A 21908-nucleotide genomic window follows, 5' to 3' on the forward strand; every position below is an offset into this window, starting at 1 on the left:
GCCCGATTTGACATGGGTTCGGGTGCCTTAGGCTGGACGAAGCCGGGCAGGCAGGGCGGGACGCTTTTCCCCGCCGTGCCTGCCCGGCTTTGGCCAGCCTGGGGTGCCCGTAAGGGCCCCATGTCAAATCGAGCCGGACCCGAGCGCCGAACCCACACGTCCCGAACGTAGAACTCTCGGGCCCTGAGCGTTCGACTCGCCCGTCCTGAACGTTCGACTCGCGGGTCCTGAACGTAGGACACGCCCGTTCTGAACGTAGGACACGCGCGTGTGCGTCAGGTGCGGCGGACGATGATTCGTTGCAGGGCGATGAAGGCGAGCAGGAGGGCGCCGATGACGATCTTCGTCCACCACGACGACAACGTGCCCTCGAACGAGATCAGCGTCTGGATCGTGCCCAGCACGAGCACACCCACCACCGACCCGATCACGAACCCGACCCCACCCGACAGCAGGCTCCCACCGACCACGACCGCCGCGATGGCGTCCAGCTCCATCCCCACCGCGTGCAGGCTGTACCCGGACAGCATGTACAGGCTGAACAGCAGCCCGCCGAGCGCCGAGCAGAACCCGCTGATCACGTACACGCCGATCTTCACCCGCGTGGTCGCCAACCCCATCAACCGCGCCGACGACTCGCTCCCACCCACCGCGTACACGGTGCGCCCGAACCGCGTCAGGTGCAGCACGTACACCGCCGCGAGCACCGCCACCAGCGCGATCACCACGCCGTAGGTGATGGTCACGCCGCCGGGCAGCTCGACGGTCCCGGTCGCCAGGTCCCGGAACGTCGGGTTCTTGATCGACACCGACTCGACGCTGATCACGAAGCACAGCCCGCGCGCCAGGAACATGCCCGCCAGCGTCACGATGAACGGCTGCACACCGAACCGGTGGATGACCCACCCCATCGCCAGGCCCAGCCCGGACCCGGCCGCGAGCACCGTGATCACCACCAGCCACGCCGGCCACCCGGCCTGCAACGCCGCCGCCGCGATCATCGTCGACAACGCCACCACCGACCCGACCGACAGGTCGATGCCGCCGGTCAGGATCACGAACGTCATCCCGACCGCGAGCACGATCAGGAACGCGTTGTCGATGAACAGGTTCGCCATCACCTGCCCGGACGCGAACCCCTCGTACCGCACCGACCCCACGCCGAACGTGGCCACGAACACCACGAACGTCGCGATCACCGGCAGGAACCGCTTCGGCACGCTCACGGCCATCCCGCGCGGGCGCCGGGGACCCCCGGACCGGCCGGACGGCTCCGGGCCGACCGGCGTGACAACGGCTGAGCTCTTCACGCTGGCACCCCTTGCTTCCCCCGTACCCGACCACGAACCTGAACCCGAATCGGTGCCTGCACCAGGCACACCGCGATCACCACGACCGCCTTGAACACCAGCGTGATCTCCGGCGCGACCCCGATCGTGTAGATCGTCGTGGTCAACGTCTGGATGATCAACGCCCCGAGCAGCGTCCCGGTCAACGAGTACCGACCGCCCGCCAGCGACGTGCCGCCGATGACCACGGCCAGGATCGCGTCCATCTCGATCCACAACCCGGCGCTGTTGGCGTCCGCCGCGCTCACGTTCGAGCTGATCATCAACCCGGCCACCGCCGCGCACAGCGCGGCGAACACGTACACCGTCCAGATGATCGTGCGCGCCCGCACACCGGCCAGCCGCGACGCCGACGGGTTGACCCCGACGGACTCGATCAGCATCCCCAGCGCGGTCCGCCGCGTCACCAGTGCCACCAGCCCGAGCACCGCCAGGCTGATCAGGATCGCGATCGGCAGCACCAGGAACCCGGCGCCGATCTGCCGGTACGTGGGCGAGTCGACCGTCACGATCTGACCCTCGGTGATCAGCATCGCCACACCGCGACCGGCCGTCATCAGCACCAGCGTCGCGATGATCGGCTGGATGCCGAGCACCGACACCAGGAACCCGTTCCACAGCCCCAGCACCGCGCACAGCGCCAGCGCGAGGCCCATGGCGACCCACGGGTTGCCGCCGGCGGCGATGTGCGTGCACGTCACCGCGCCCGCGATGGCCGCCACCGCGCCGACCGACAGGTCGATGCCGCGGGTCGCGATCACCAGCGTCATGCCCAACGCGATCAGCAGCGTCGGCGCGCCGTTGCGCAGGATGTCGATCAAGCTGCCGAACAGGTGCCCGTCCTGCAGCCGCAACGAGAAGAACGACGGCGTCACCACCACGTTCAGCACGAGCAGCGCGACCAGCGCCAGCACCGGCCAGAGCAGTCGGTTCTTCACGACACCACCGCCTTCTCCACACCCTTGTCCACACCGTGGTCGCCGCCGCCCGCGATGAGCGCCATCACGTCGTCCACGCCCACGTCACCGTCCAGCTCGGCGACCTTCTGCCGGTCGCGCATCACGACCACCCGGTCGGACACGCGCACCACCTCCTCCAACTCGGCGGAGATGAACAGCACCGCCATGCCTTCCGCGGCCAGGTCGGCGACCACCTTCTGGATCTGCGCCTTCGCGCCCACGTCGATGCCGCGCGTCGGCTCGTCCAGGATCAACAACTTCGGCTTGGTCACCAGCCACCGCGCGAGCAGCACCTTCTGCTGGTTGCCGCCCGACAGGTTGCCGACCGCCCGCTCCGGGTCGGCGGGCCGGATGTCCAGCAGCTCGATGTACTTGGCGACCAGCTCGTCGGCGAGCTTGCGCGGCACCGGCCGCGCCCAGCCGCGCGCGGCCTGCATCGCCAGGATCAGGTTGTCCCGCACGCTCAGGTCGGCCACGATGCCCTCGGCCTTGCGGTCCTCCGAGGAGAACGCGATACCCGCGTCGATCGCGGCGCGGGGCCCGTTCAGCCGCAGCGGCTTGCCGCCGACCATCAACCGCCCGGAGTCGGCCTTGTCCGCGCCGAACAGCAACCTCGCCACCTCGGTGCGGCCCGACCCGAGCAACCCGGCCAGCCCCACCACCTCGCCCGCCCTGATCTCCAGGTCGAACGGCGCCACCGAGCCCTTGCGGCCCAGGCCCTCGGCCACCAGCAGCGACTCGCCCGGCGCGCCGGAACGGCGCTCGATCTCCTCCAGCAGGCCCATCTCGCGGCCCAGCATCGCCGACACCAGGTCGATCCGGCTGAACGTCGCGGTGGCGTGCTCGCCGACCAGGCGGCCGTTGCGCAGCACCGTGATCCGGTCGGAGATCTCGTACACCTGCTCCAGGAAGTGCGTCACGAACAGCACCGCGACACCCTCGTCGCGCAGCACCCGGATGATCCGGAACAGCTCCGCGACCTCGTCGACGTCCAGGCTCGACGTCGGCTCGTCCAGCACGAGCACCCGGGCGTCCACGGCCACCGCGCGCGCGATCGCGACCAGCTGCTGCACCGCGATCGGGTGGCTCTCCAGCACCGACGCGGGGTCGATGTGCAGCCCGATGCGTGCCAGCAGCTGCGCGGCGCGGGCGCGCATCGCCTTGCCGTCGATGCGGCCGAACTTGCGCGGCTCCCGCCCGAGCAGGATGTTCTCCGCCACGGTCAGGTTCGCGCACAGGTTGACCTCTTGGTACACCGTGCTGATCCCGACGGCCTGCGCCTGCGCGGGACGGTGGAACAGCACGGACTCGCCCGCGTAGCGGATCTCGCCCGCCGCGAGCGGGTGCACCCCGGTCAGCGCCTTGATGAGCGTGGACTTGCCGGCCCCGTTCTCACCCATCAACGCGTGGACCTCGCCCGGGAACAGCCGGAAATCCACCTCTTGCAACGCTTTCACGCCGGGGAACTCCACCGAGATGCCCCGCATGTCCACGACCGGCTCGGTCACCGGACAACTCCCCTCACACGCTGGGTGCGGCCCCCGCCACCACGCTCGGCGGGTGGCGGGGGCCGCAGTCTGTGATCAGTGCCCGCGGCTCAGTACTTGCGGTTGGGCAGCTCGGTCTTGGCCTGCTCGGTGGTGAAGGTGCCCTCCACGGTCACGACCCGAGCCGGCACCTCCTCGCCCGCCACGACCTTCTTGGCGAGCTCCATCAGCTGCTTGCCCAGCAGCGGGTTGCACTCGACGATGAAGTTGATCTCACCGGCGGCCAGGGCGGTCATGCCGTCCTTCACCGCGTCCACGGTGATGATCTTGATGTCCTTGCCCGGCACCTTGCCCGCGGCCTTGATGGCCTCGATCGCGCCCAGGCCCATGTCGTCGTTGTGCGCGTAGACCACGTCGATCTGCGGCTGCGCCTTCAGGAACGCCTCCATGACCTGCTTGCCGCCCGACCGCGTGAAGTCACCGGTCTGGGTGGCCACGATCTTCAGGTCCGTGCCCTTGATGGCGTCCTCGAAGCCCTTCTTGCGGTCGATCGCCGGCGCCGCGCCGGTCGTGCCCTGGAGCTCGACCACGTTCTTCGCGCCCGCCGCGTTGGCCTTCAGCCACTCGCCGGCCTTCTTGCCCTCCTCGACGAAGTCGGAACCGAGGAAGGTCTTGTACAGCGACGTGTCGTCCGAGTCGATCGCGCGGTCGGTCAGGATCACCGGGATGTTCGCGCGCTTGGCCTCGAGCAGCACGGTGTCCCAGCCGGTCTCCACCACCGGGCTGAAGGCGATGACGTCCACCTTCTGCTGGATGTAGGACCGGATCGCCTTGATCTGGTTCTCCTGCTTCTGCTGCGCGTCGGAGAACTTCAGCTCGACCCCGGCGGCGGTCGCCTCCTCCTGGATCGACTTGGTGTTCGCGGTGCGCCAGCCGCTCTCGGCGCCCACCTGGGCGAAGCCCATCGTGATCTTGCCGTCGTCGTTGGCCTTGGGAGCGCCGGACGATCCCGCGTCCCCGGATCCACCGGACCCGCACGCGGTCAACGCGGCCAACAAGACCGCGGCGGCGGCGGTCGTGATCTTCTTCAACACTGGTCTTCCTCCGTGTGAACCCGAGACACTGACGGGACGGCGAACCGCGTGACGGTGGTCACCTGGGGCACAAGAGTGAACGCTCACAATCGGCCCGTCAACCCCCCGGAAACGTCAACTTCGCATCCTTGACACGTTTGTTAGGGCGGTCGTATGTTAGCGCTCACTTTTGTGACACAGCCCACCTGAACCTTCCGGATGCCCCGTTCATCCGCGGCCCCGTGCCGCGCGCAAGACGAGAGCGACGCCCCATGGTCACCCTTCGTCATCGCCCACGCACCTTCGTCGCGACCCTCGTCGCAGCGCTGGCCGCGGCGGCTTTGAGCGCCTCGCCCGCCTCGGCCGCCGATGGCCTCGTGCTGCACTATCCCCTCACCGGAACGGACGGCGCAGTCGTGGCCGACACCTCGGGCGGTGGTCGCAACGGAACCGTTATCGGCGACGCCACCCCCGGAGGGGTCGACGGCCTCCGCCTGGGCGGTGTCAACGGCCACGTGAAGCTGCCCGACCACGTCCTGCGCGGCCTGACCGAGGTCAGCGTCTCACTCCAGGTGCGCATCGCGCCGGACCAGGCGGCGCCGTACTTCATCTACGGTCTGGGTAACTCGTCGGGCACGTTCGGTGACGGCTACCTGTTCACCACCGGCAACGCGTACCGGTCGTCCATCGCCACCGGCAACTGGTCCACGGAGCAGACCGTGACGGCCGGGCGCGATCTTGCCAGGGGCGTCTGGAAAACGCTTACCTACACGCTCGGCGGCGGTACCGCCGTGCTGTACGAGGACGGCGTCGAGGTGGCGCGCAAGACCGGCGTCACGATCACCCCGGCCATGATCGGCGGCGGCTCGACGACGGCCAACTACATCGGCCGCTCGGTGTACAGCGGAGACCGGTACCTCAAGGGCTCGGTCCGCGAGTTCCGCCTCTACGACCGGGCCCTCACCGCCGCCGAGGCGCACGACCTCGGTTTCATCCCCGACGACGAGAAGGGCCGCCGCGACCTGGCCGCCATCGACCTCGGCGACACCTCCGCCGTGACGGAGGACCTCACCCTCCCGACCACCGGCCCGTACGGCTCCGCGATCACCTGGCAGTCCGGTGACCCCGCCGTCGTGTCCACCACGGGTGTCGTAACCCGTCCCGCGCCGGGCAGCGCGCCCGCGACCGTGACGCTCACCGCGACCGCGTTCGACCAGACCCGCGCCTTCCGGGTGACCGTGCGACCGGAGCTCACCGACGACGAGAAGGTCGCCGAGGCCGACGCCGCGCTGGTGGTGTGGGACGCCGACGGCATCCGCGGCAACATCACCCTGCCCGCCACCGGCCTGCACGGCACCGCGATCACGTGGAAGAGCAACAAGCCGGGGGTGATCACGCCCACCGGCGAGGTCACCCGGCCCGCGTCCGGCGGGAAGCCGGTCAAGGTGCAGCTCACCGCGGAGATCCGCGCCGGCGAGGAGACCACCCGCAAGAAGTTCAAGGTCACCGTGCTCCCGCTGCCCGAGCAGCAGGCCTACGAGGGTTACCTGTTCGGCTACTTCACCGGCGAGGGCACGGCCACCGGCGAGCAGGTCTACCTCGCCGCCAGCCGCGGCAACGACGCGCTCCACTGGGACGAGCTCAACCAGGGCAAACCCGTGCTCACGTCCTCGCTCGGCGACAAGGGCGTGCGCGACCCATTCATCATCCGGTCCCCGGAGGGCGACAAGTTCTACCTCATCGCCACCGACCTGAAGATGAGCGGCAACGGCAACTGGGACCTGGTGCAGCGCAAGGGCAGCCTGCACGTCGAGGTGTGGGAGTCCACCGACCTGGTCAACTGGTCCGAGCAGCGCCACGTGCGGGTCTCCCCGGAGACGGCGGGCAACACGTGGGCGCCGGAGGCGTACTACGACGACTCGATCGGCGCGTACGTCGTGTTCTGGGCCTCGAAGGTCTACGCCGCCAACGACCCCGGGCACACGGGCAACACCTACAACAAGATGCTGTACGCGACCACGCGCGACTTCCGCACGTTCAGCGAGCCGCAGGTGTGGGTCGACCCGGGTTACTCGGTCATCGACTCGACCGTGATCAAGCACGGCGACGAGTACTACCGGTTCACCAAGGACGAGCGGAACAACACGTCCACCACGCCGTGCAGCAAGTTCATCCTCGCGGAGAAGTCGGCGCACCTGCGCGACACCTCGTACGACTTCGTCGCCGACTGCATCGGCAAGGGTTCGGTCAACCAGGGCGAGGGCCCGACGGTGTTCAAGTCCAACACCGAGGACCGCTGGTACCTGTTCATCGACGAGTTCGGCGGCCGCGGCTACGTGCCGTTCGAGACCACCGACCTCTCCTCCGGCCGGTGGACCCTCGCCACCGGCTACCAACTGCCCAGCCGTCCGCGGCACGGCACCGTGCTGCCCGTCACCAAGGCCGAACTCGACCGCGTCCGCGCCGCCTTCCCCTGACCTCCCGCACCGGAGCACTGGAGCACGCATGTCCCGCGTTGTGATGGCCGCGGCGCTCGCCGCGAGCCTGCTCGTCGCGGTGCCCGCATCGGGCACGGCCGCAGACACCGACTACACCCTCTCGATCGACCCCACCGCCAAGGGCGCGGCGATCGACGACACCATGTACGGGGTCTTCTTCGAGGACATCAACCGCGCCGCCGACGGCGGCCTGTACGCCGAGCTGGTGCAGAACCGGTCGTTCGAGTACAGCACCGCCGACAACGCCGCCTACACGCCCCTGACCGGGTGGGCGCCGACCGGCGGCACGCTCGACGTGGTGGACGACGACGCCCGGATGAACGAGCGCAACCGCAACCACCTGCGCCTCGGCCTGCCCGCGGGCGTGATCAACTCCGGCTACAACTCGGGCGTCAACGTGGAGAAGGGCAAGCGCTACGACTTCTCCACCTGGGCGCGCACGGACCAGCCCGGCGGCACGCCGGTGCACGTCGGCCTGACCGACCCGGCCGGCCGGGACCTCGCGCCGCCGCTGGAGGTCGAGGTCACCGGCGACGGCTGGACCAAGTACACCGGCACGTTCACCGCGCGCGAGTCGTCCACCACCGGTCGACTGCTGCTCGACGCGGGCGGCTCCGGCACGCTGCGGCTGGACATGGTGTCCCTGTTCCCCCAGGACACCTTCAAGGGCCACGGCCTGCGCAAGGACCTGGCGGAGAAGATCGCCGCGCTCGAACCCGGCTTCGTCCGCTTCCCCGGCGGGTGCCTGGTCAACACCGGTAGCCACCAGGGCTACGAGGCGCCCGGCTTCGAGCGCCGCCGCTCCTTCCAGTGGAAGGACACCATCGGCCCGGTCGAGCAACGCGCCACCAACTGGAACTTCTGGGGCTACAACCAGTCCTACGGCCTGGGCTACCACGAGTACTTCCAGTTCTCCGAGGACGTCGGCGCGATGCCGCTGCCCGTGGTGCCCGCCCTGGTCACCGGCTGCGGCCAGAACCGCGCCACCGACGACCCGGCGCTGCTCCAGCGGCACATCCAGGACACGCTCGACCTGATCGAGTACGCCAACGGCCCCGCCGACTCCACGTGGGGCCGCAAGCGGGCCGAGATGGGCCACCCCGAGCCGTTCGGGCTCACGCACATCGCCGTCGGCAACGAGGAGAACCTGGCGGAAGAGTTCTTCAGCCGGTTCAGCCGGTTCCGCGCCGCCATCGAGGCGAGGTACCCGGACATCACGGTCGTGAGCAACTCCGGCCCGGACGACACCGGCGCCAACTTCGACCGCCTGTGGCAGCTCAACCGCGACGCGGGCGTCGACATGGTGGACGAGCACTACTACAACAGCCCGAGCTGGTTCCTGGAGAACAACGACCGGTACGACAGCTACGACCGCAACGGGCCCAAGGTGTTCCTGGGCGAGTACGCCTCGCAGGACAACCGGTACGCCAACGCGCTGGCCGAGGCCGCGTTCATGACCGGCCTGGAGCGCAACGCGGACGTCGTGAAGCTGGCCTCCTACGCGCCGCTGCTGGCCAACGAGGACTACGTGCAGTGGCGGCCCGACATGATCTGGTTCAACAACCACGCGTCGTGGGGCTCGACCTCCTACGAGGTGCAGAAGCTGTTCATGACCAACGTGGGCGACCACGTCGTCAAGAGCACCGCCTCCGGCACGCCGTGGAGCCCCACGCCGATCACCGGCGCCATCGGCCTGTCCTCCTGGGCCACCTCCGTGGCCTACGACGACGTCAAGGTCACCTCCGCCGACGGCCGGGAGCTGTTCTCCGACGACTTCTCGGTCGACACGGGCGAGTGGACGGGCAACGGCGCGGGCAACTGGGGCGTGGTGGACGGGCGCTTCGTGCAGTCCGACACCGCGGTGACCAACCCCCTGATGACCGCGGGCGACCCGACGTGGAACAACTTCACCGTCAGCGTCAAGGCCACCAAGCTGTCCGGCAGCGAGGGCTTCCTGATCCCGTTCGCGGTGAACGGCGCGGGCAACCCGTTCTGGTGGAACCTCGGCGGCTGGAACAACACCCGGTCCGCCGTGGACGGCGGCAACTCGTCGCGCGTGTTCCACGCCGACGACACGAAGATCGAGACCGGCCGCACGTACGACCTGCGGATCGAGGTGCGCGACCGCACCGTGAAGCTGTTCATCGACGGGCGGGTGTGGGCCGAGTTCACCGACGAGGCGAACAAGAACCCCGAGCCGTTCCGCCAGGTCGTCACCCGGGACGAGGCGACCGGCGAGCTGATCGTCAAGGTGGTCAACGCGCAGTCGACCGCGGCCCGCACGAAGATCGACCTGGGCCGGCGCACCTGGGTGGTGCCCACCGCCGCGGCCACCGTGCTGGAGGGCCTGCCGGACGACGTGAACACCGAGTTCACCCAGCCGGTCAAGGCCAGGCAGACGCAGATGCGGGTGTCGAGCTCGTTCACCCACACGTTCCCGCCGAACTCGGTCACGTTCCTGCGCATCAAGGACCGCCGCCGATGACCCCGCCCAGCACGTCCGCGATTGGAGCTCCCGTGACCCTCGACCGCAGAAGCCTGTTCCGCGCCGGCGGCGCGCTGGTCGTGGTGGGCGGCCTGACCGCCTCCGCGTCGGCCGTCTCCGCGCAGGGCGAGCCCGAGGCCGCCGCGGCCGCCGCGGGCGGGTTGCCCACCCGCAACCCGCTGGTCGAGCAGCGCGCCGACCCGTTCATCACCCGTCCGGTGAACGGCATGTACTACCTGACCGGCTCGGTGCCCGAGTACGACCGGGTGGTGATCCGGGGCGCGGCCACCCTGGACGGCCTCGCCGACGCCCGTGAGCGCACGATCTGGCGGCGGCCGTCGTCCGGGAAGATGGGCGGCTACATCTGGGCGCCGGAGCTGCACCGCATCGACGGCAAGTGGTACGTCTACTTCGCCGCGGGCGACTCCGACGACCCGTTCCGCATCCGCACCTACGTGCTGGAATCGGCCAAGGACGACCCGCGCGAGGGCGGCTGGGAGCTCAAGGGCCAGGTGGTCACCGCCTGGGAGACCTTCACCCTCGACGCGACCACGTTCGAGCACCGCGGCAAGCGGTACTTCCTGTGGGCGCAGCACGAGCCGGGCATCGACACCAACACCAACCTCTACATCGCCGAGATGGCCTCGCCCCTGGCGCTGAAGACCACGCCGGTGCGCATCGCCACGCCCACGCTGGACTGGGAGGTCCAGGGCTTCCGGGTCAACGAGGGCGCGGCGGTGCTCATCCGCAACGGCCGGGTCTTCGTGACCTTCTCCGCCAGCGCCACCGACGCCCGCTACTGCATGGGGCTGCTCACCGCGGACGAGAACGCCAACCTGCTCGACGCGCGGTCGTGGACCAAGACGCCCACGCCGATCTTCACCACGAACGACGCCACCAGGCAGTACGGCCCGGGGCACAACTCGTTCACCACGGTCGGCGACCAGGACGTGCTGGTCTACCACGCGCGTGACTACCGGGCCATCACCGGCGACCCGCTGTTCGACCCGAACCGGCACACCAGGGTGCAGAAGCTGCACTGGAACGCCGACGGCACGCCCAACTTCGGCGTGCCGGTCGGCAAGGGCGGGCCGGTGGTGCGGCTGTCGCCCGCGGACGCGCCGCAGCTGTTCGTGCGGCACTTCGAGTACAAGCTGCGGGTGGACGGCAACGTGCGCGACCTGGGCGACTCGCAGTTCCGGTTCGTGCCCGGCTTCCTCGGCGCGGGCACGGTGGCGCTGCAGTCGGTCAACTTCCCGGACCGCTACGCCCGGGTCGACGGCGGCGTGGTCCGGATCGACCCGTACGAGGACGCCGACGCCTACGGGCGGGCCGCGTCGTTCGTCCGGGCGCCGGGCCTGACCGACCGCGACGCGGTGTCGCTGCGGCTGGTCGCCGACCCGGACGCCTACCTCGCGCACGACACGGGGCGGCTGGTGGTGGCCAAGCCGGGCGGCGACCGGCGCGCCCGGGAGCGTGCGACTTTTCGGTTGGGATGACGCGTCCCTGCGCAGGTGGGAACGGTCTCTGGTGGACAATGGACCCGGAACGCCTGTCGGTGATCGCGATGTGTTATCGCTAACATCCAGTTCTACAGGCTGCAGTGTCAACAGGGAGATGGGGCGGTAGTGGAGCACAGGACCTCGCGCGATCCCGCGATGACGGATGTCGCCCGGCTCGCCGGGGTCTCGCACCAGACGGTGTCGAGGGTGCTCAACGGGCACCCCAACGTCCGGGAGCAGACCCGGCTGCGCGTGCGCGCGGCCATCGCGGAGTTGGGCTACCGGCCCAACAAGGCGGCCCGCGCGCTGGTCACCGGCCGGTCCCAGCTGATCGGGGTGGTGGCGCAGAACTCGACGCTCTACGGCCCCGCGTCGCTGCTCGCGGCGTTCGAGACGGCGGCGGCCGAGGCGGGGTTCGCGGTGAGCGTGGGCCGGGTCAACGTGCTGGACCGCAACTCCATCTCCGACGCCGTGGAGCGCCACCGGGACCAGCGGGTCGCCGGGATAGTGGTCATCGCGCCGACCGCCTCGGCCAACGACGCGGTCGGCGCCGTGTCCGCCGGCATCCCGCTGGTCACGGTGGACGGCGACCCGGAGCGCTCCACCCCGCTGGTGACCGTCGACCAGGCGGCGGGCGCGTTCGCGGCGACCACCCACCTGCTCGACGCGGGCCACCGCACGGTGTGGCACGTCTCGGGCCCGTCGGACTGGTTCGACAGCCTCGGCCGCATAAGGGGTTGGCGGTCGGCGCTGGAGGCGGCGGGCCTGGAGGTGCCGCCGGTCGTGCCCGCGGACTGGAGCGCGGCCTCCGGCTACCGCGCGGGCCAGATGCTGGCCCGCATGCCGGAGGTCACCGCCATCTTCGCGGCGAACGACCACCTGGCGCTGGGCATCCTGCGCGCGATGAGCGAGCGCGGTCGCCGGGTGCCGCACGACGTGAGCATCGTGGGGTTCGACGACGTGCCGGAGGCGGCGTACTTCATCCCGCCGCTGACGACCATCCGCCCGGACTTCCACGCCGTCGCCAAGGAGACCCTGGAGCTGCTGCTGGCCCAGGTCGGCGACGGCGACGTGGGCGCGCCGCAGCGCACCGTCGCGCCGGCGCTGGTCAAGCGGGACAGCGTGGCGCCGCCCGTGCAGTGACGTCGTCCGGCTCGTGCACCCGGTCCCGCGGGCACCGCAACATTTTCGTACCGTCTCCGCCCGTTCGCGGCTCCGCGCGCGGCCCGATCACCCCTAGGCTGTGGTCGGGCCGCGGACCGGGTGCCCCGGCCGACGAACATCACGATTGTGCACGCTCACCTGGTCTTTAAGGCCACGTTGCGGGCAGGTCTTGACGTGATGAATGTTAGCGATAACACTCCTCACCATGGCGAGCGATCCATTGGTGGTGGGTGTCGACTTCGGCACGTTGTCCGGCCGCGCGGTGGTCGTGCGGGTGCGCGACGGCCTCGAACTCGGCACCGCGGTGCACGACTACCGGCACGGCGTGCTGGACCGCGCCCTGCCCGACGGGCGCCCGTTGCCCCCGGACTGGGCGTTGCAGGTGCCGCAGGACTACGTGGACGTGCTCAAGCACGCCGTGCCCGCGGCGATCGCGGACGCGGGGGTGGACCCGGCCGACGTGATCGGCATCGGCACCGACTTCACCGCGTGCACGATGGTCCCGGTCAAGGCCGACGGCACGCCGCTCAACGAGCTGCCCGAGTTCGCCGACAACCCGCACGCGTACGTGAAGCTGTGGAAGCACCACGCGGCCCAGCCGCAGGCCGACCGGATCAACCACCTGGCCGAGCAGCGCGGTGAGGGTTGGCTGCCCCGCTACGGCGGCCTGATCTCCTCGGAGTGGGAGTTCGCCAAGGGCCTGCAGCTGCTCGAAGAGGCGCCCGAGGTCTACGCGGCGATGGACCACTGGGTCGAGGCCGCCGACTGGATCGTCTGGCAGCTCGCCGGCGCCTACGTGCGCAACGCCTGCACCGCCGGCTACAAGGGCATCTACCAGGACGGTTACCCGTCCGACGAGTTCCTGGCCGCGCTCAACCCCGACTTCGCGGGCTTCGTCACCGACAAGCTCGACCACCCGCTCGGCCAGCTCGGCGACCGGGCGGGCGGGCTCACCGAGCAGGCCGCCGGGTGGACCGGCCTCAAGCCCGGCATCGCGGTGGCCGTGGGCAACGTCGACGCGCACGTGACCGCGCCCGCCGCGCGGGCCGTCGAGCCCGGCCAGATGGTCGCGATCATGGGCACCTCCACGTGCCACGTGATGAACGCCGACGTGCTGGCCGACGTGCCGGGCATGTGCGGCGTGGTCGAGGGCGGGATCGTGCCCGGTCTGTGGGGCTACGAGTCCGGGCAGAGCGGCGTGGGCGACATCTTCGGCTGGTTCGTGGACCACAACGTGCCGCCGGAGTACCACGAGCAGGCGCGGGCCCGGGGCATCTCGGTGCACGAGCTGCTGACCGAGCTGGCCGCGCAGCAGCGCATCGGCGAGCACGGCCTGATCGCGCTGGACTGGCACAGCGGCAACCGCTCGGTGCTGGTGGACCACGAGCTGTCGGGCGTGGTGGTCGGGCAGACGCTGGCCACCCGCGCCGAGGACACCTACCGCGCCCTGCTGGAGGCCACCGCCTTCGGCACGCGCGTGATCGTGGACTCCTACACCGACGCGGGCATCCCGGTGACCGAGCTGGTGATCGCGGGCGGCCTGCTGCGCAACCCGCTGCTGATGCAGATCTACGCCGACGTGACGAACCTGCCGCTGTCGGTGATCGGCTCCGAGCAGGGCCCCGCGCTCGGCTCGGCGATGCACGCGGCCGTGGCGGCGAAGGCCTACGAGGACATCCGCGAGGCGGCCCAGTCGATGGGTTCGATCAAGCGCGGGGCGTACCTGCCGATCCCGGAGAACGTCGAGGCCTACGAGCGGATGTTCGTGGAGTACCAGGAGCTGCACGACTACTTCGGTCGTGGCGTGAACGAGGTCATGCACCGGCTGAAGGCGCGCCGGCGCGCCGCCAAGGGGGAGTAGCCGATGTCCGCCGTTGCCGACCTGCGGCGCACGGTCGCCGACCTGCACCGCGAGCTGACCCGCTACGAGCTGGTGATCTGGACCGCGGGCAACGTCTCGGCCCGCGTGCCGGGCCAGGACCTGATGGTCATCAAGCCGTCCGGGGTGTCCTACGACGAGCTGACCCCCGAGGCCATGGTCGTCACCGACCTGCACGGCGAGCTGGTGGAGGGCGACCACTCGCCGTCCTCCGACACCGCCGCGCACGCCTACGTGTACCGGCACATGCCCGAGGTCGGGGGAGTGGTGCACACGCACTCCCCGTACGCCACGGCGTGGGCGGCTCGCGGCGAGCCGATCCCGTGCGTGCTCACCATGATCGCCGACGAGTTCGGCGGCGACATCCCGGTCGGCCCGTTCGCGCTCATCGGCGACGACTCGATCGGCCAGGGCATCGTGGAGACGCTGCGCGACAGCCGCTCGCCCGCGGTGCTTATGCGCAACCACGGCCCGTTCACGATCGGCAAGGACGCCCGTGCGGCGGTGAAGGCCGCGGTGATGCTGGAGGACGTGGCGCGCACCGTCCACTTCGCACACCAGCTGGGCACGCCGAAGCCGATCGAGCAGCACCACGTCGACAGCCTTTACGCGCGCTACCAGAACGTCTACGGGCAATGAGCCCACGAGGGGAGCCCCGCATGTCGCCTGCTGGGAAGCCGCAGGTCTGGTTCCTGACCGGGAGCCAGCACCTCTACGGCCCGGACACGCTAGAGCAGGTTGCCCAGCAGTCACAGCAGATCCAGCGGATGCTCACCGAGTCGGGGAGGATCACCGCGGAGGTGGTGTGGCAGCCGGTGCTGACCGACACCGCCGCCATCCGCAACGTGATGCTCGCGGCGAACGCCGACCCGTCGTGCATCGGCGTGATCGCGTGGATGCACACGTTCTCGCCCGCCAAGATGTGGATCACCGGGCTGGACGCGCTGCGCAAGCCGCTGCTGCACCTGCACACGCAGCTCAACGAGGCGCTGCCGTGGTCGACCATCGACATGGACTTCATGAACCTCAACCAGGCCGCCCACGGCGACCGCGAGTTCGGGTTCATCCAGACCAGGATCGGCGTGCCGCGCAAGACCGTGGCGGGCCACGCCAGTGACCCGCTGCTGGCCGAGCGGATCGACGGCTGGGTCCGCGCCGCCACCGGCTACAGCCACCTGAACGGGATGAAGTTGGCCCGGTTCGGCGACAACATGCGTGGCGTCGCGGTGACCGAGGGTGACAAGGTGGAGGCCGAGCTGCGCTTCGGCGTGTCGGTGAACACCTACGGCGTGAACGACCTGGTCGAGCTGGTGGACGCGGTCGACGACGACGAGATCGACCTGCTGGTCGCCGAGTACGCCGACACCTACCGGCTCGCGCCGGAGCTGGACAAGGGCGCGGAGCGGCACGACTCGCTGCGCTACGCGGCCCGCATCGAGGCCGGGCTGCGCCGGTTCCTCACCGACGGCGGGTTCGGCGCGTTCACCACGAACTTCGAGGACCTGGGCGGGCTGCGGCAGCTGCCGGGCCTGGCCGTGCAGCGGCTGATGGCCGACGGTTACGGCTTCGGCGGCGAGGGTGACTGGAAGACCTCGGCGCTGCTGGCCGCGGTCAAGGCGATGGGCACCGGCACGGGCCGGGGCACGTCGTTCATGGAGGACTACACCTACCACTTCGGGCCGGGCGAGCCGAAGATCCTGGGCGCGCACATGCTGGAGGTCTGCCCGACCATCGCGGCCGACCGGCCCTCGTGCGAGGTCCACGCGCTGGGCATCGGCGGACGCGAGGACCCGGTGCGGCTGGTGTTCGACGCGGCCTCGGGTCCGGCCGTCGTCGTGGGGTTGGCCGACCTGGGGGAGCGGTTCCGGTTGGTGGCCAACGAGGTCGAGGTCGTGCCGCCGGACGAGCCGCTGCCGAACCTGCCGGTGGCCCGCGCGGTGTGGAAGCCCGCGCCGTCACTGTCCACTTCGGCCGAGTCGTGGCTGACCGCAGGCGGTCCGCACCACACCGTGATGACGCAGGCGGTGGGCGCGGAGGTCCTGCGTGACTTCGCGAACATGGTGGCCACGGAACTGGTGGTCATCGACAAGGATACGACGACCTCGTCGTTCAGCGACCGCCTGCGCTGGAACCAGGCGTACTTCCGACTCGCGCAGGGCCTGCGATAGCAGCTCCTGGGCACGCACCACCGCCACCCCGAGGAGATAGAAACAATGAAGTTTCCACGGTTCGCCGCCGTCACCGTGGCGGCAGCCCTCACGCTGTCGGCCTGCGGTTCGGCCGAGAAGACCGGTGACCAGCAGTCCGGGTCCACCGAGGGCGCCCTGGTCGGCGTGACCATGCCGACCCGTTCGTCGGAGCGCTGGATCCACGACGGCGACAACATCAAGAAGGCGTTGGAGGAGAAGGGCTACAAGGTCGACCTCCAGTACGCCGAGAACGACATCCCGACGCAGGCCAACCAGCTCGAGAACCAGATCACCAAGGGCGCGAAGCTGCTCATCGTGGCCTCGATCGACGGCACCGCGATCACGTCGCAGCTGCAGCAGGCGCAGGACGCCAACATCCCGGTCATCGCCTACGACCGGTTGCTGCGCAACACCGACAGCGTCGACTACTACGCCACGTTCGACAACTTCAAGGTCGGCGTGCAGCAGGCGACGTCGCTGCTGACCGGGCTGAAGGTGCTCAAGGCCGACGGCACCCCCGGTGACGCGAAGGGCCCGCTGAACATCGAGCTGTTCGCCGGTTCGCCGGACGACAACAACGCCACGTTCTTCTTCAACGGCGCGATGTCGGTGCTCCAGCCGCACATCGACAAGGGCACGCTGGTGGTCAAGAGCGGCCAGACCGACTTCAAGACGGTCGCCATCCTGCGCTGGGACCCGGCCACGGCCCAGAAGCGCATGGAGGACCTGCTGACCTCCTCCTACGGCGGCGCGCAGGTGCACGGCGTGCTGTCCCCGTACGACGGCCTGTCCATCGGCATCCTCTCCGCGCTCAAGAGCAGCGGCTACGGCACCGGCGGCAACCCGTACCCGATCGTCACCGGCCAGGACGCCGAGGTCGCCTCGGTGAAGTCGATCATCGGCGGCGAGCAGTACTCGACCATCTACAAGGACACCCGCGAGCTCGCGGCGACCACCGTGAAGATGGCCGACGCCGTGCTCAAGGGCGGCAAGCCCGAGGTCAACAACGAGAAGGACTACGACAACGGCAAGAAGGTCGTGCCGTCGTACCTGCTCGAATCGGTGATCGTGGACAAGGGCAACTACCAGAAGGTGCTCGTCGACAGCGGCTACTACACCGCGGATCAGCTGAAGTAGGTTTGCACACCATGTCCGACGAAATCCTGGTGATGCGCGGCATCACCAAGCGGTTCGCCGGGGTCACCGCGCTGCACGACGTCACGCTCGCCGTGCGGCGCGGTGAGATCCACGCGATCTGCGGTGAGAACGGCGCGGGCAAGTCCACGCTGATGAAGGTGCTCTCCGGCGTGCACCCGCACGGGTCGTACGAGGGCGAGATCGTCTTCGAGGGCGAGCCCTGCTCGTTCGGCGGCGTCCGCGACAGCGAGCGGCGCGGCATCGTGATCATCCACCAGGAACTGGCGCTGTGCGGTCAGCTGTCCGTCGCGGAGAACCTGTTCCTCGGCAACGAACGGGCCAAGCGCGGGTTCATCGACTGGAACCGCACCAACCACGCGGCGGGCGCCCTGCTCGCCCGCGTGGGCCTGCGGGAGAACCCGACGACGCCCGTGCACGACCTGGGCGTCGGCAAGCAGCAGCTGGTGGAGATCGCCAAGGCGCTGGCCAAGGACGTGAAGCTGCTGATCCTGGACGAGCCGACCGCGGCGTTGAACGACGACGACTCCGCGCACCTGCTCGACCTGCTCGACGGGCTGCGCGACGAGGGCATCACCTCGGTGATCATCTCGCACAAGCTCAACGAGGTGACCCGGATCGCCGACAGCATCACGATCCTGCGCGACGGTCGCACGATCGAGACGCTGCCCGCGAAGGACGTGACCGAGGACCGGATCATCTCCGGCATGGTCGGTCGCGACCTGGAGCACCGGTTCCCGCCGCGCACGCCCAAGATCGGCGACGAGGTGCTGCGGATCGAGGGCTGGACCGTGCACAGCCCGTCCCAGCCCGACCGGGTGGTCGTCGACAACGCCACCCTCGTGCTGCGGCGCGGCGAGATCGTCGGTCTCGCCGGCCTCATGGGCGCGGGTCGCACCGAACTCGCGATGAGCGTGTTCGGGCGGACCTACGGCGTCGGCATCTCCGGCCGGGTCGTCAAGGACGGCCGCGAGATCGACACGCGCACCGTCCGCAAGGCCATCGAGCACGGCCTGGCCTACGTCAGCGAGGACCGCAAGCGGTACGGGCTGAACCTGATCCAGGACGTCAAGCTCAACGTGTCCGCGGCCGGGCTGGACAAGCTCGCGCCGCGGGGCTGGGTGAACGAGAACGAGGAGCACTCGGTCGCCGAGAAGTACCGCCGCTCGATGAACATCAAGACGCCCAGCGTCGCCACCCCGACCTCCTCGCTGTCGGGCGGCAACCAGCAGAAGGTCGTGCTGGCGAAGTGGATGTTCACCGACCCGGAAGTGCTGATCCTCGACGAGCCGACCCGCGGCATCGACGTCGGCGCGAAGTACGAGATCTACTCGATCATCAACGACCTGGCCGACCAGGGCCGTGCGGTGCTGGTCATCTCGTCCGAGCTGCCGGAGCTGCTCGGCCTGTGCGACCGGGTGTACGCCCTGTCCGAGGGCCGGATCACCGGTGAGCTCGACCGCGCGGACGCGACCCAGGAACGCTTGATGCACCACATGACCCAGGGACAGACCTCATGACCATCGAGACCACGGCCAAGGCGCTGAAGACCCAGGCGGGGCCGCAGCGCAGGTTCACGATCAACCTGCGCCAGTCCGGCATCTACATCGCGTTCGCGCTGATCGTGGTGCTCTTCACGGTGCTGACGGACGGTGCTCTGCTGACACCGCAGAACATCTCCAACATCATCGTGCAGAACTCGTACGTGCTGATCCTGGCCATCGGCATGATCCTGGTGATCATCGGTGGGCACATCGACCTGTCCGTGGGCTCGGTGGTGGCGCTGACCGGCGCGATCTGCGCGGTGCTGACCGTGCAGATGGGTCTGCCGTGGCCGCTGGCGGTGCTGATCACGCTGCTCGCGGGCGCGGTGATCGGCGCGGCGCAGGGCTACTGGGTGGCGTTCTTCGGCATCCCGGCGTTCATCGTGACGTTGGCGGGCATGCTCGTGTTCCGCGCGCTGACCCTGACGGTGCTGGGCAACCAGGGCATCGGGCCGTTCCCGGACCAGATCCGCACCCTGGCCAACGGCTTCACCGAGGGCTACCTCGGCAACGTCGGCCTGGGGGCGCTGGGCGGCGCGGACCTGGTCAGCCTGCTGGTCGGCGTCGCGGTGGTGGCCGGGTTCGCGTTCAACCAGTGGCGCAACCGCAAGGCCAGGCTGAGCTACGGGCAGGTCGTCGACCCGTTCCCGATCTTCGTGGCGAAGATCGCGCTGGCGGCGGCGGTGATCCTGGCCGTGGTCGTGCAGCTGGCCCGGTTCCGCAACCTGCCGTGGGTGCTCGTGCTGCTCGCGGTGCTGGCGCTGGGCTACTCGGTGATGGCGAACAAGTCGGTGTTCGGCCGGCACATCTACGCCATCGGCGGCAACCTCCAGGCCGCGACGCTGTCCGGCGTGAAGGTCAAGCAGGTCACGTTCTGGGTGTTCGTGAACATGGGCCTGCTGTCCGCGCTGGCGGGCGTGATCTTCGCCGGTCGGCTCAACCAGGCCGGTCCGACCGCGGGCAACGCGTTCGAGCTGGACGCGATCGCGGCGGCGTTCATCGGCGGCGCGGCGGTCCAGGGCGGCGTGGGCCGGGTGGTCGGCGCGATCACCGGCGGCCTGATCATGGGCGTGATCAACAACGGCATGTCGTTGATCGGCGCGCCCAGTGAACAGGTGATGCTGGTCAAGGGCCTGGTGCTGCTGGCAGCCGTCGCCTACGACGTGTGGACCAAGCGCCGCGGGCGCGCCTGACCGCTCCGCCGGTCGGTGACCCGGCACGACTCCACCCCTGCGCCCCCGGCCATCGCGGTTCCGCCCGCGACGGCCGGGGGCGCGGTCGTGTCGACCTCGGGTGGGGCTTGCTCGGGTGGGGCTTGACGGGCATTCCGTTGTCCGATTCACTACCGGGTAGCCCTGGGAACGCTCCCAGGCCGCGTGCCAGGTGACGGCCCGTCACGTCCCTCGACGGGCCGTCACCATCACACTCCCTCGGACATGTCGACCCCAAGGTCTCCGCCGCCACCAGGAAAGCGCTTACCAACCCAGGAGATCCCCACATGAAAGCACTACTCGCCGTGTCAGCGTTGACAGCGGCGCTACTCCAGGTCACCACCGCCCCGGAGGCCCACGCCGCCTGCGGCGACGGCACATACCACGCCGAGGTGACCGGGTCCGGCAGCAGCTTCACCGCCCGTCGCGGTGGCAGCACGGTCTACACCGGCAGCAGCCTGCGCGCCGCGATGCAGGCGGCCAACGACAGCCTCACCGCGAACCGCACCTACAAGGAGCGGATCGTGGTCCGGGCGTCCGGCTCGATCCCCGCGGGCGAGCGGTACTCGATGCGCAGCTACACCACGATCGACCTGTGCGGCACCATCAACGTCACCGGTACCGGCTCGGGCGACTACGCCCCGGTCTACGCGCGCGGCGTGCGCGACATCGAGGTCCAGAACCTCACCCTCACCGGCACCCCGCTGTACGGCATCTTCATGCGCAACGTGACCAACGTGGTGATCGGCAACGTGAACATGCGCCTGTCCAGGGGCCTGGGCGTGCGCATCGACAACCGCGGCGACACCAGCCAGTGGACCCGCAACGTCCGGATCGACTACGCCTACGTGCAGGGCGCCAGCTCGCACGCCGTGGAGACCTACGGCGTGGACGGCCTGACCATCGGCACGGTGGTGGCGCGCGGCGTCGGCGAGTCGGGCCTGCTGCTCAACCAGACGATCAACGCCACCGTGGGCACGGTCGACGCCGAGAACGCGGGCACCGGCACCGGCTACGCCGCGTTCCGCACCGCCAACCGCAACGGCCGGATCGGCAGCAGCTACCCCATCAACGTCCGGGTCGGGCAGGTCATCGCCCGCGGCGGCGGCCGGGGCATCTTCTGCGTCTCGGAGAGCGGTGGGCTCCAGGTCGACCGGGTCACCATCTCCAACACCGGCAACAACTCGATCCTGATCGAGAACTGCTACAACGTGAACATCGCCGCCCAGGGCGGCAGCGTCACCGGCGGGGGTGAGATCCGCCTGGCGGCCCGCAGCGAGTTCCCGATCACCAGGGACATCCTCATCCAGAACCTGACGGTCACCAACTCGGCCATCACCGAGAGCCCGTGCGGCACGAACACGACGTTCCGCAACAACACCCTGGTCAACAGCAGGCAGAACATCTGCTAGC

The 21908-nt window shown here is 69.6% G+C and carries 15 protein-coding genes; 11 read left to right on the forward strand and 4 right to left on the reverse strand.

Translation table 11 applies throughout. The annotated features are described in order from the left end of the window. Positions 1-275 precede the first annotated feature (275 nt). The 4 genes from yjfF to AB0K14_RS37220 form a co-directional block, all read right to left on the reverse strand. Positions 276-1232 carry a galactofuranose ABC transporter, permease protein YjfF gene (yjfF, locus tag AB0K14_RS37205; RefSeq protein WP_360460040.1) on the reverse strand — a complete coding sequence of 319 codons (957 nt, stop codon included), beginning with the start codon at positions 1230-1232 and terminating at the stop codon, positions 276-278. Positions 1233-1306: 74 nt separating this feature from the next. Continuing rightward, positions 1307-2287: an ABC transporter permease gene (locus AB0K14_RS37210; protein WP_360460031.1), complete on the reverse strand. Its 981-nt coding sequence runs from the start codon at positions 2285-2287 to the stop codon at positions 1307-1309. Beyond that, positions 2284-3795, reverse strand: coding sequence for a sugar ABC transporter ATP-binding protein (locus AB0K14_RS37215; RefSeq protein WP_360460038.1), 1512 nt, complete (start codon positions 3793-3795; stop codon positions 2284-2286). Before AB0K14_RS37215 ends, AB0K14_RS37210 begins: the two co-directional genes overlap by 4 nt. A gap of 110 nt (positions 3796-3905) precedes the next feature. Then, positions 3906-4889, reverse strand: a complete 984-nt coding sequence (locus AB0K14_RS37220; protein ID WP_360460028.1) for an ABC transporter substrate-binding protein — start codon at positions 4887-4889, stop codon at positions 3906-3908. Positions 4890-5245: 356 nt separating this feature from the next. Between AB0K14_RS37220 and AB0K14_RS37225 the strand changes: the two genes are divergently transcribed. The 11 genes from AB0K14_RS37225 (at position 5246) to AB0K14_RS37275 (ending at position 21907) form a co-directional block, all read left to right on the forward strand. Further along, on the forward strand, positions 5246-7345 hold the full coding sequence (locus tag AB0K14_RS37225; protein WP_360460026.1) for an immunoglobulin-like domain-containing protein: 2100 nt from the start codon (positions 5246-5248) through the stop codon (positions 7343-7345). A gap of 28 nt (positions 7346-7373) precedes the next feature. Then, positions 7374-9851, forward strand: coding sequence for an alpha-L-arabinofuranosidase C-terminal domain-containing protein (locus AB0K14_RS37230; protein WP_360460024.1), 2478 nt, complete (start codon positions 7374-7376; stop codon positions 9849-9851). Positions 9852-9883: 32 nt separating this feature from the next. Beyond that, complete coding sequence (locus AB0K14_RS37235) at positions 9884-11350, forward strand: family 43 glycosylhydrolase (RefSeq protein ID WP_360460022.1); 1467 nt, start codon at positions 9884-9886, stop codon at positions 11348-11350. Between the two features lie 159 nt (positions 11351-11509). Then, positions 11510-12496, forward strand: coding sequence for a LacI family DNA-binding transcriptional regulator (locus tag AB0K14_RS37240; RefSeq protein WP_360460020.1), 987 nt, complete (start codon positions 11510-11512; stop codon positions 12494-12496). A gap of 226 nt (positions 12497-12722) precedes the next feature. Next, a complete protein-coding gene (araB, locus tag AB0K14_RS37245; RefSeq protein ID WP_360460018.1) occupies positions 12723-14378 on the forward strand; it encodes a ribulokinase in 1656 nt (551 codons plus the stop codon). 3 nt (positions 14379-14381) lie between these two features. Next, positions 14382-15035: an L-ribulose-5-phosphate 4-epimerase gene (locus AB0K14_RS37250; RefSeq protein ID WP_360460016.1), complete on the forward strand. Its 654-nt coding sequence runs from the start codon at positions 14382-14384 to the stop codon at positions 15033-15035. A gap of 20 nt (positions 15036-15055) precedes the next feature. Then, positions 15056-16564: an L-arabinose isomerase gene (gene araA, locus AB0K14_RS37255; RefSeq protein ID WP_360460014.1), complete on the forward strand. Its 1509-nt coding sequence runs from the start codon at positions 15056-15058 to the stop codon at positions 16562-16564. Between the two features lie 45 nt (positions 16565-16609). Continuing rightward, positions 16610-17722: a multiple monosaccharide ABC transporter substrate-binding protein gene (chvE, locus tag AB0K14_RS37260; RefSeq protein ID WP_360460012.1), complete on the forward strand. Its 1113-nt coding sequence runs from the start codon at positions 16610-16612 to the stop codon at positions 17720-17722. Between the two features lie 11 nt (positions 17723-17733). Then, positions 17734-19260 (forward strand): multiple monosaccharide ABC transporter ATP-binding protein, encoded by a 1527-nt coding sequence (mmsA, locus tag AB0K14_RS37265; protein WP_360460010.1) that lies wholly within the window; start codon positions 17734-17736, stop codon positions 19258-19260. Beyond that, complete coding sequence (gene mmsB / locus AB0K14_RS37270; protein WP_360460008.1) at positions 19257-20477, forward strand: multiple monosaccharide ABC transporter permease; 1221 nt, start codon at positions 19257-19259, stop codon at positions 20475-20477. The genes mmsA and mmsB overlap by 4 nt, the downstream gene beginning before the upstream one ends. Positions 20478-20782: 305 nt before the next feature. After that, positions 20783-21907 carry a hypothetical protein gene (locus AB0K14_RS37275; protein ID WP_360460006.1) on the forward strand — a complete coding sequence of 375 codons (1125 nt, stop codon included), beginning with the start codon at positions 20783-20785 and terminating at the stop codon, positions 21905-21907. Position 21908 lies beyond the last annotated feature (1 nt).

Source organism: Actinosynnema sp. NPDC050801, from assembly GCF_040673975.1.
Lineage (GTDB): Bacteria > Actinomycetota > Actinomycetes > Mycobacteriales > Pseudonocardiaceae > Actinosynnema.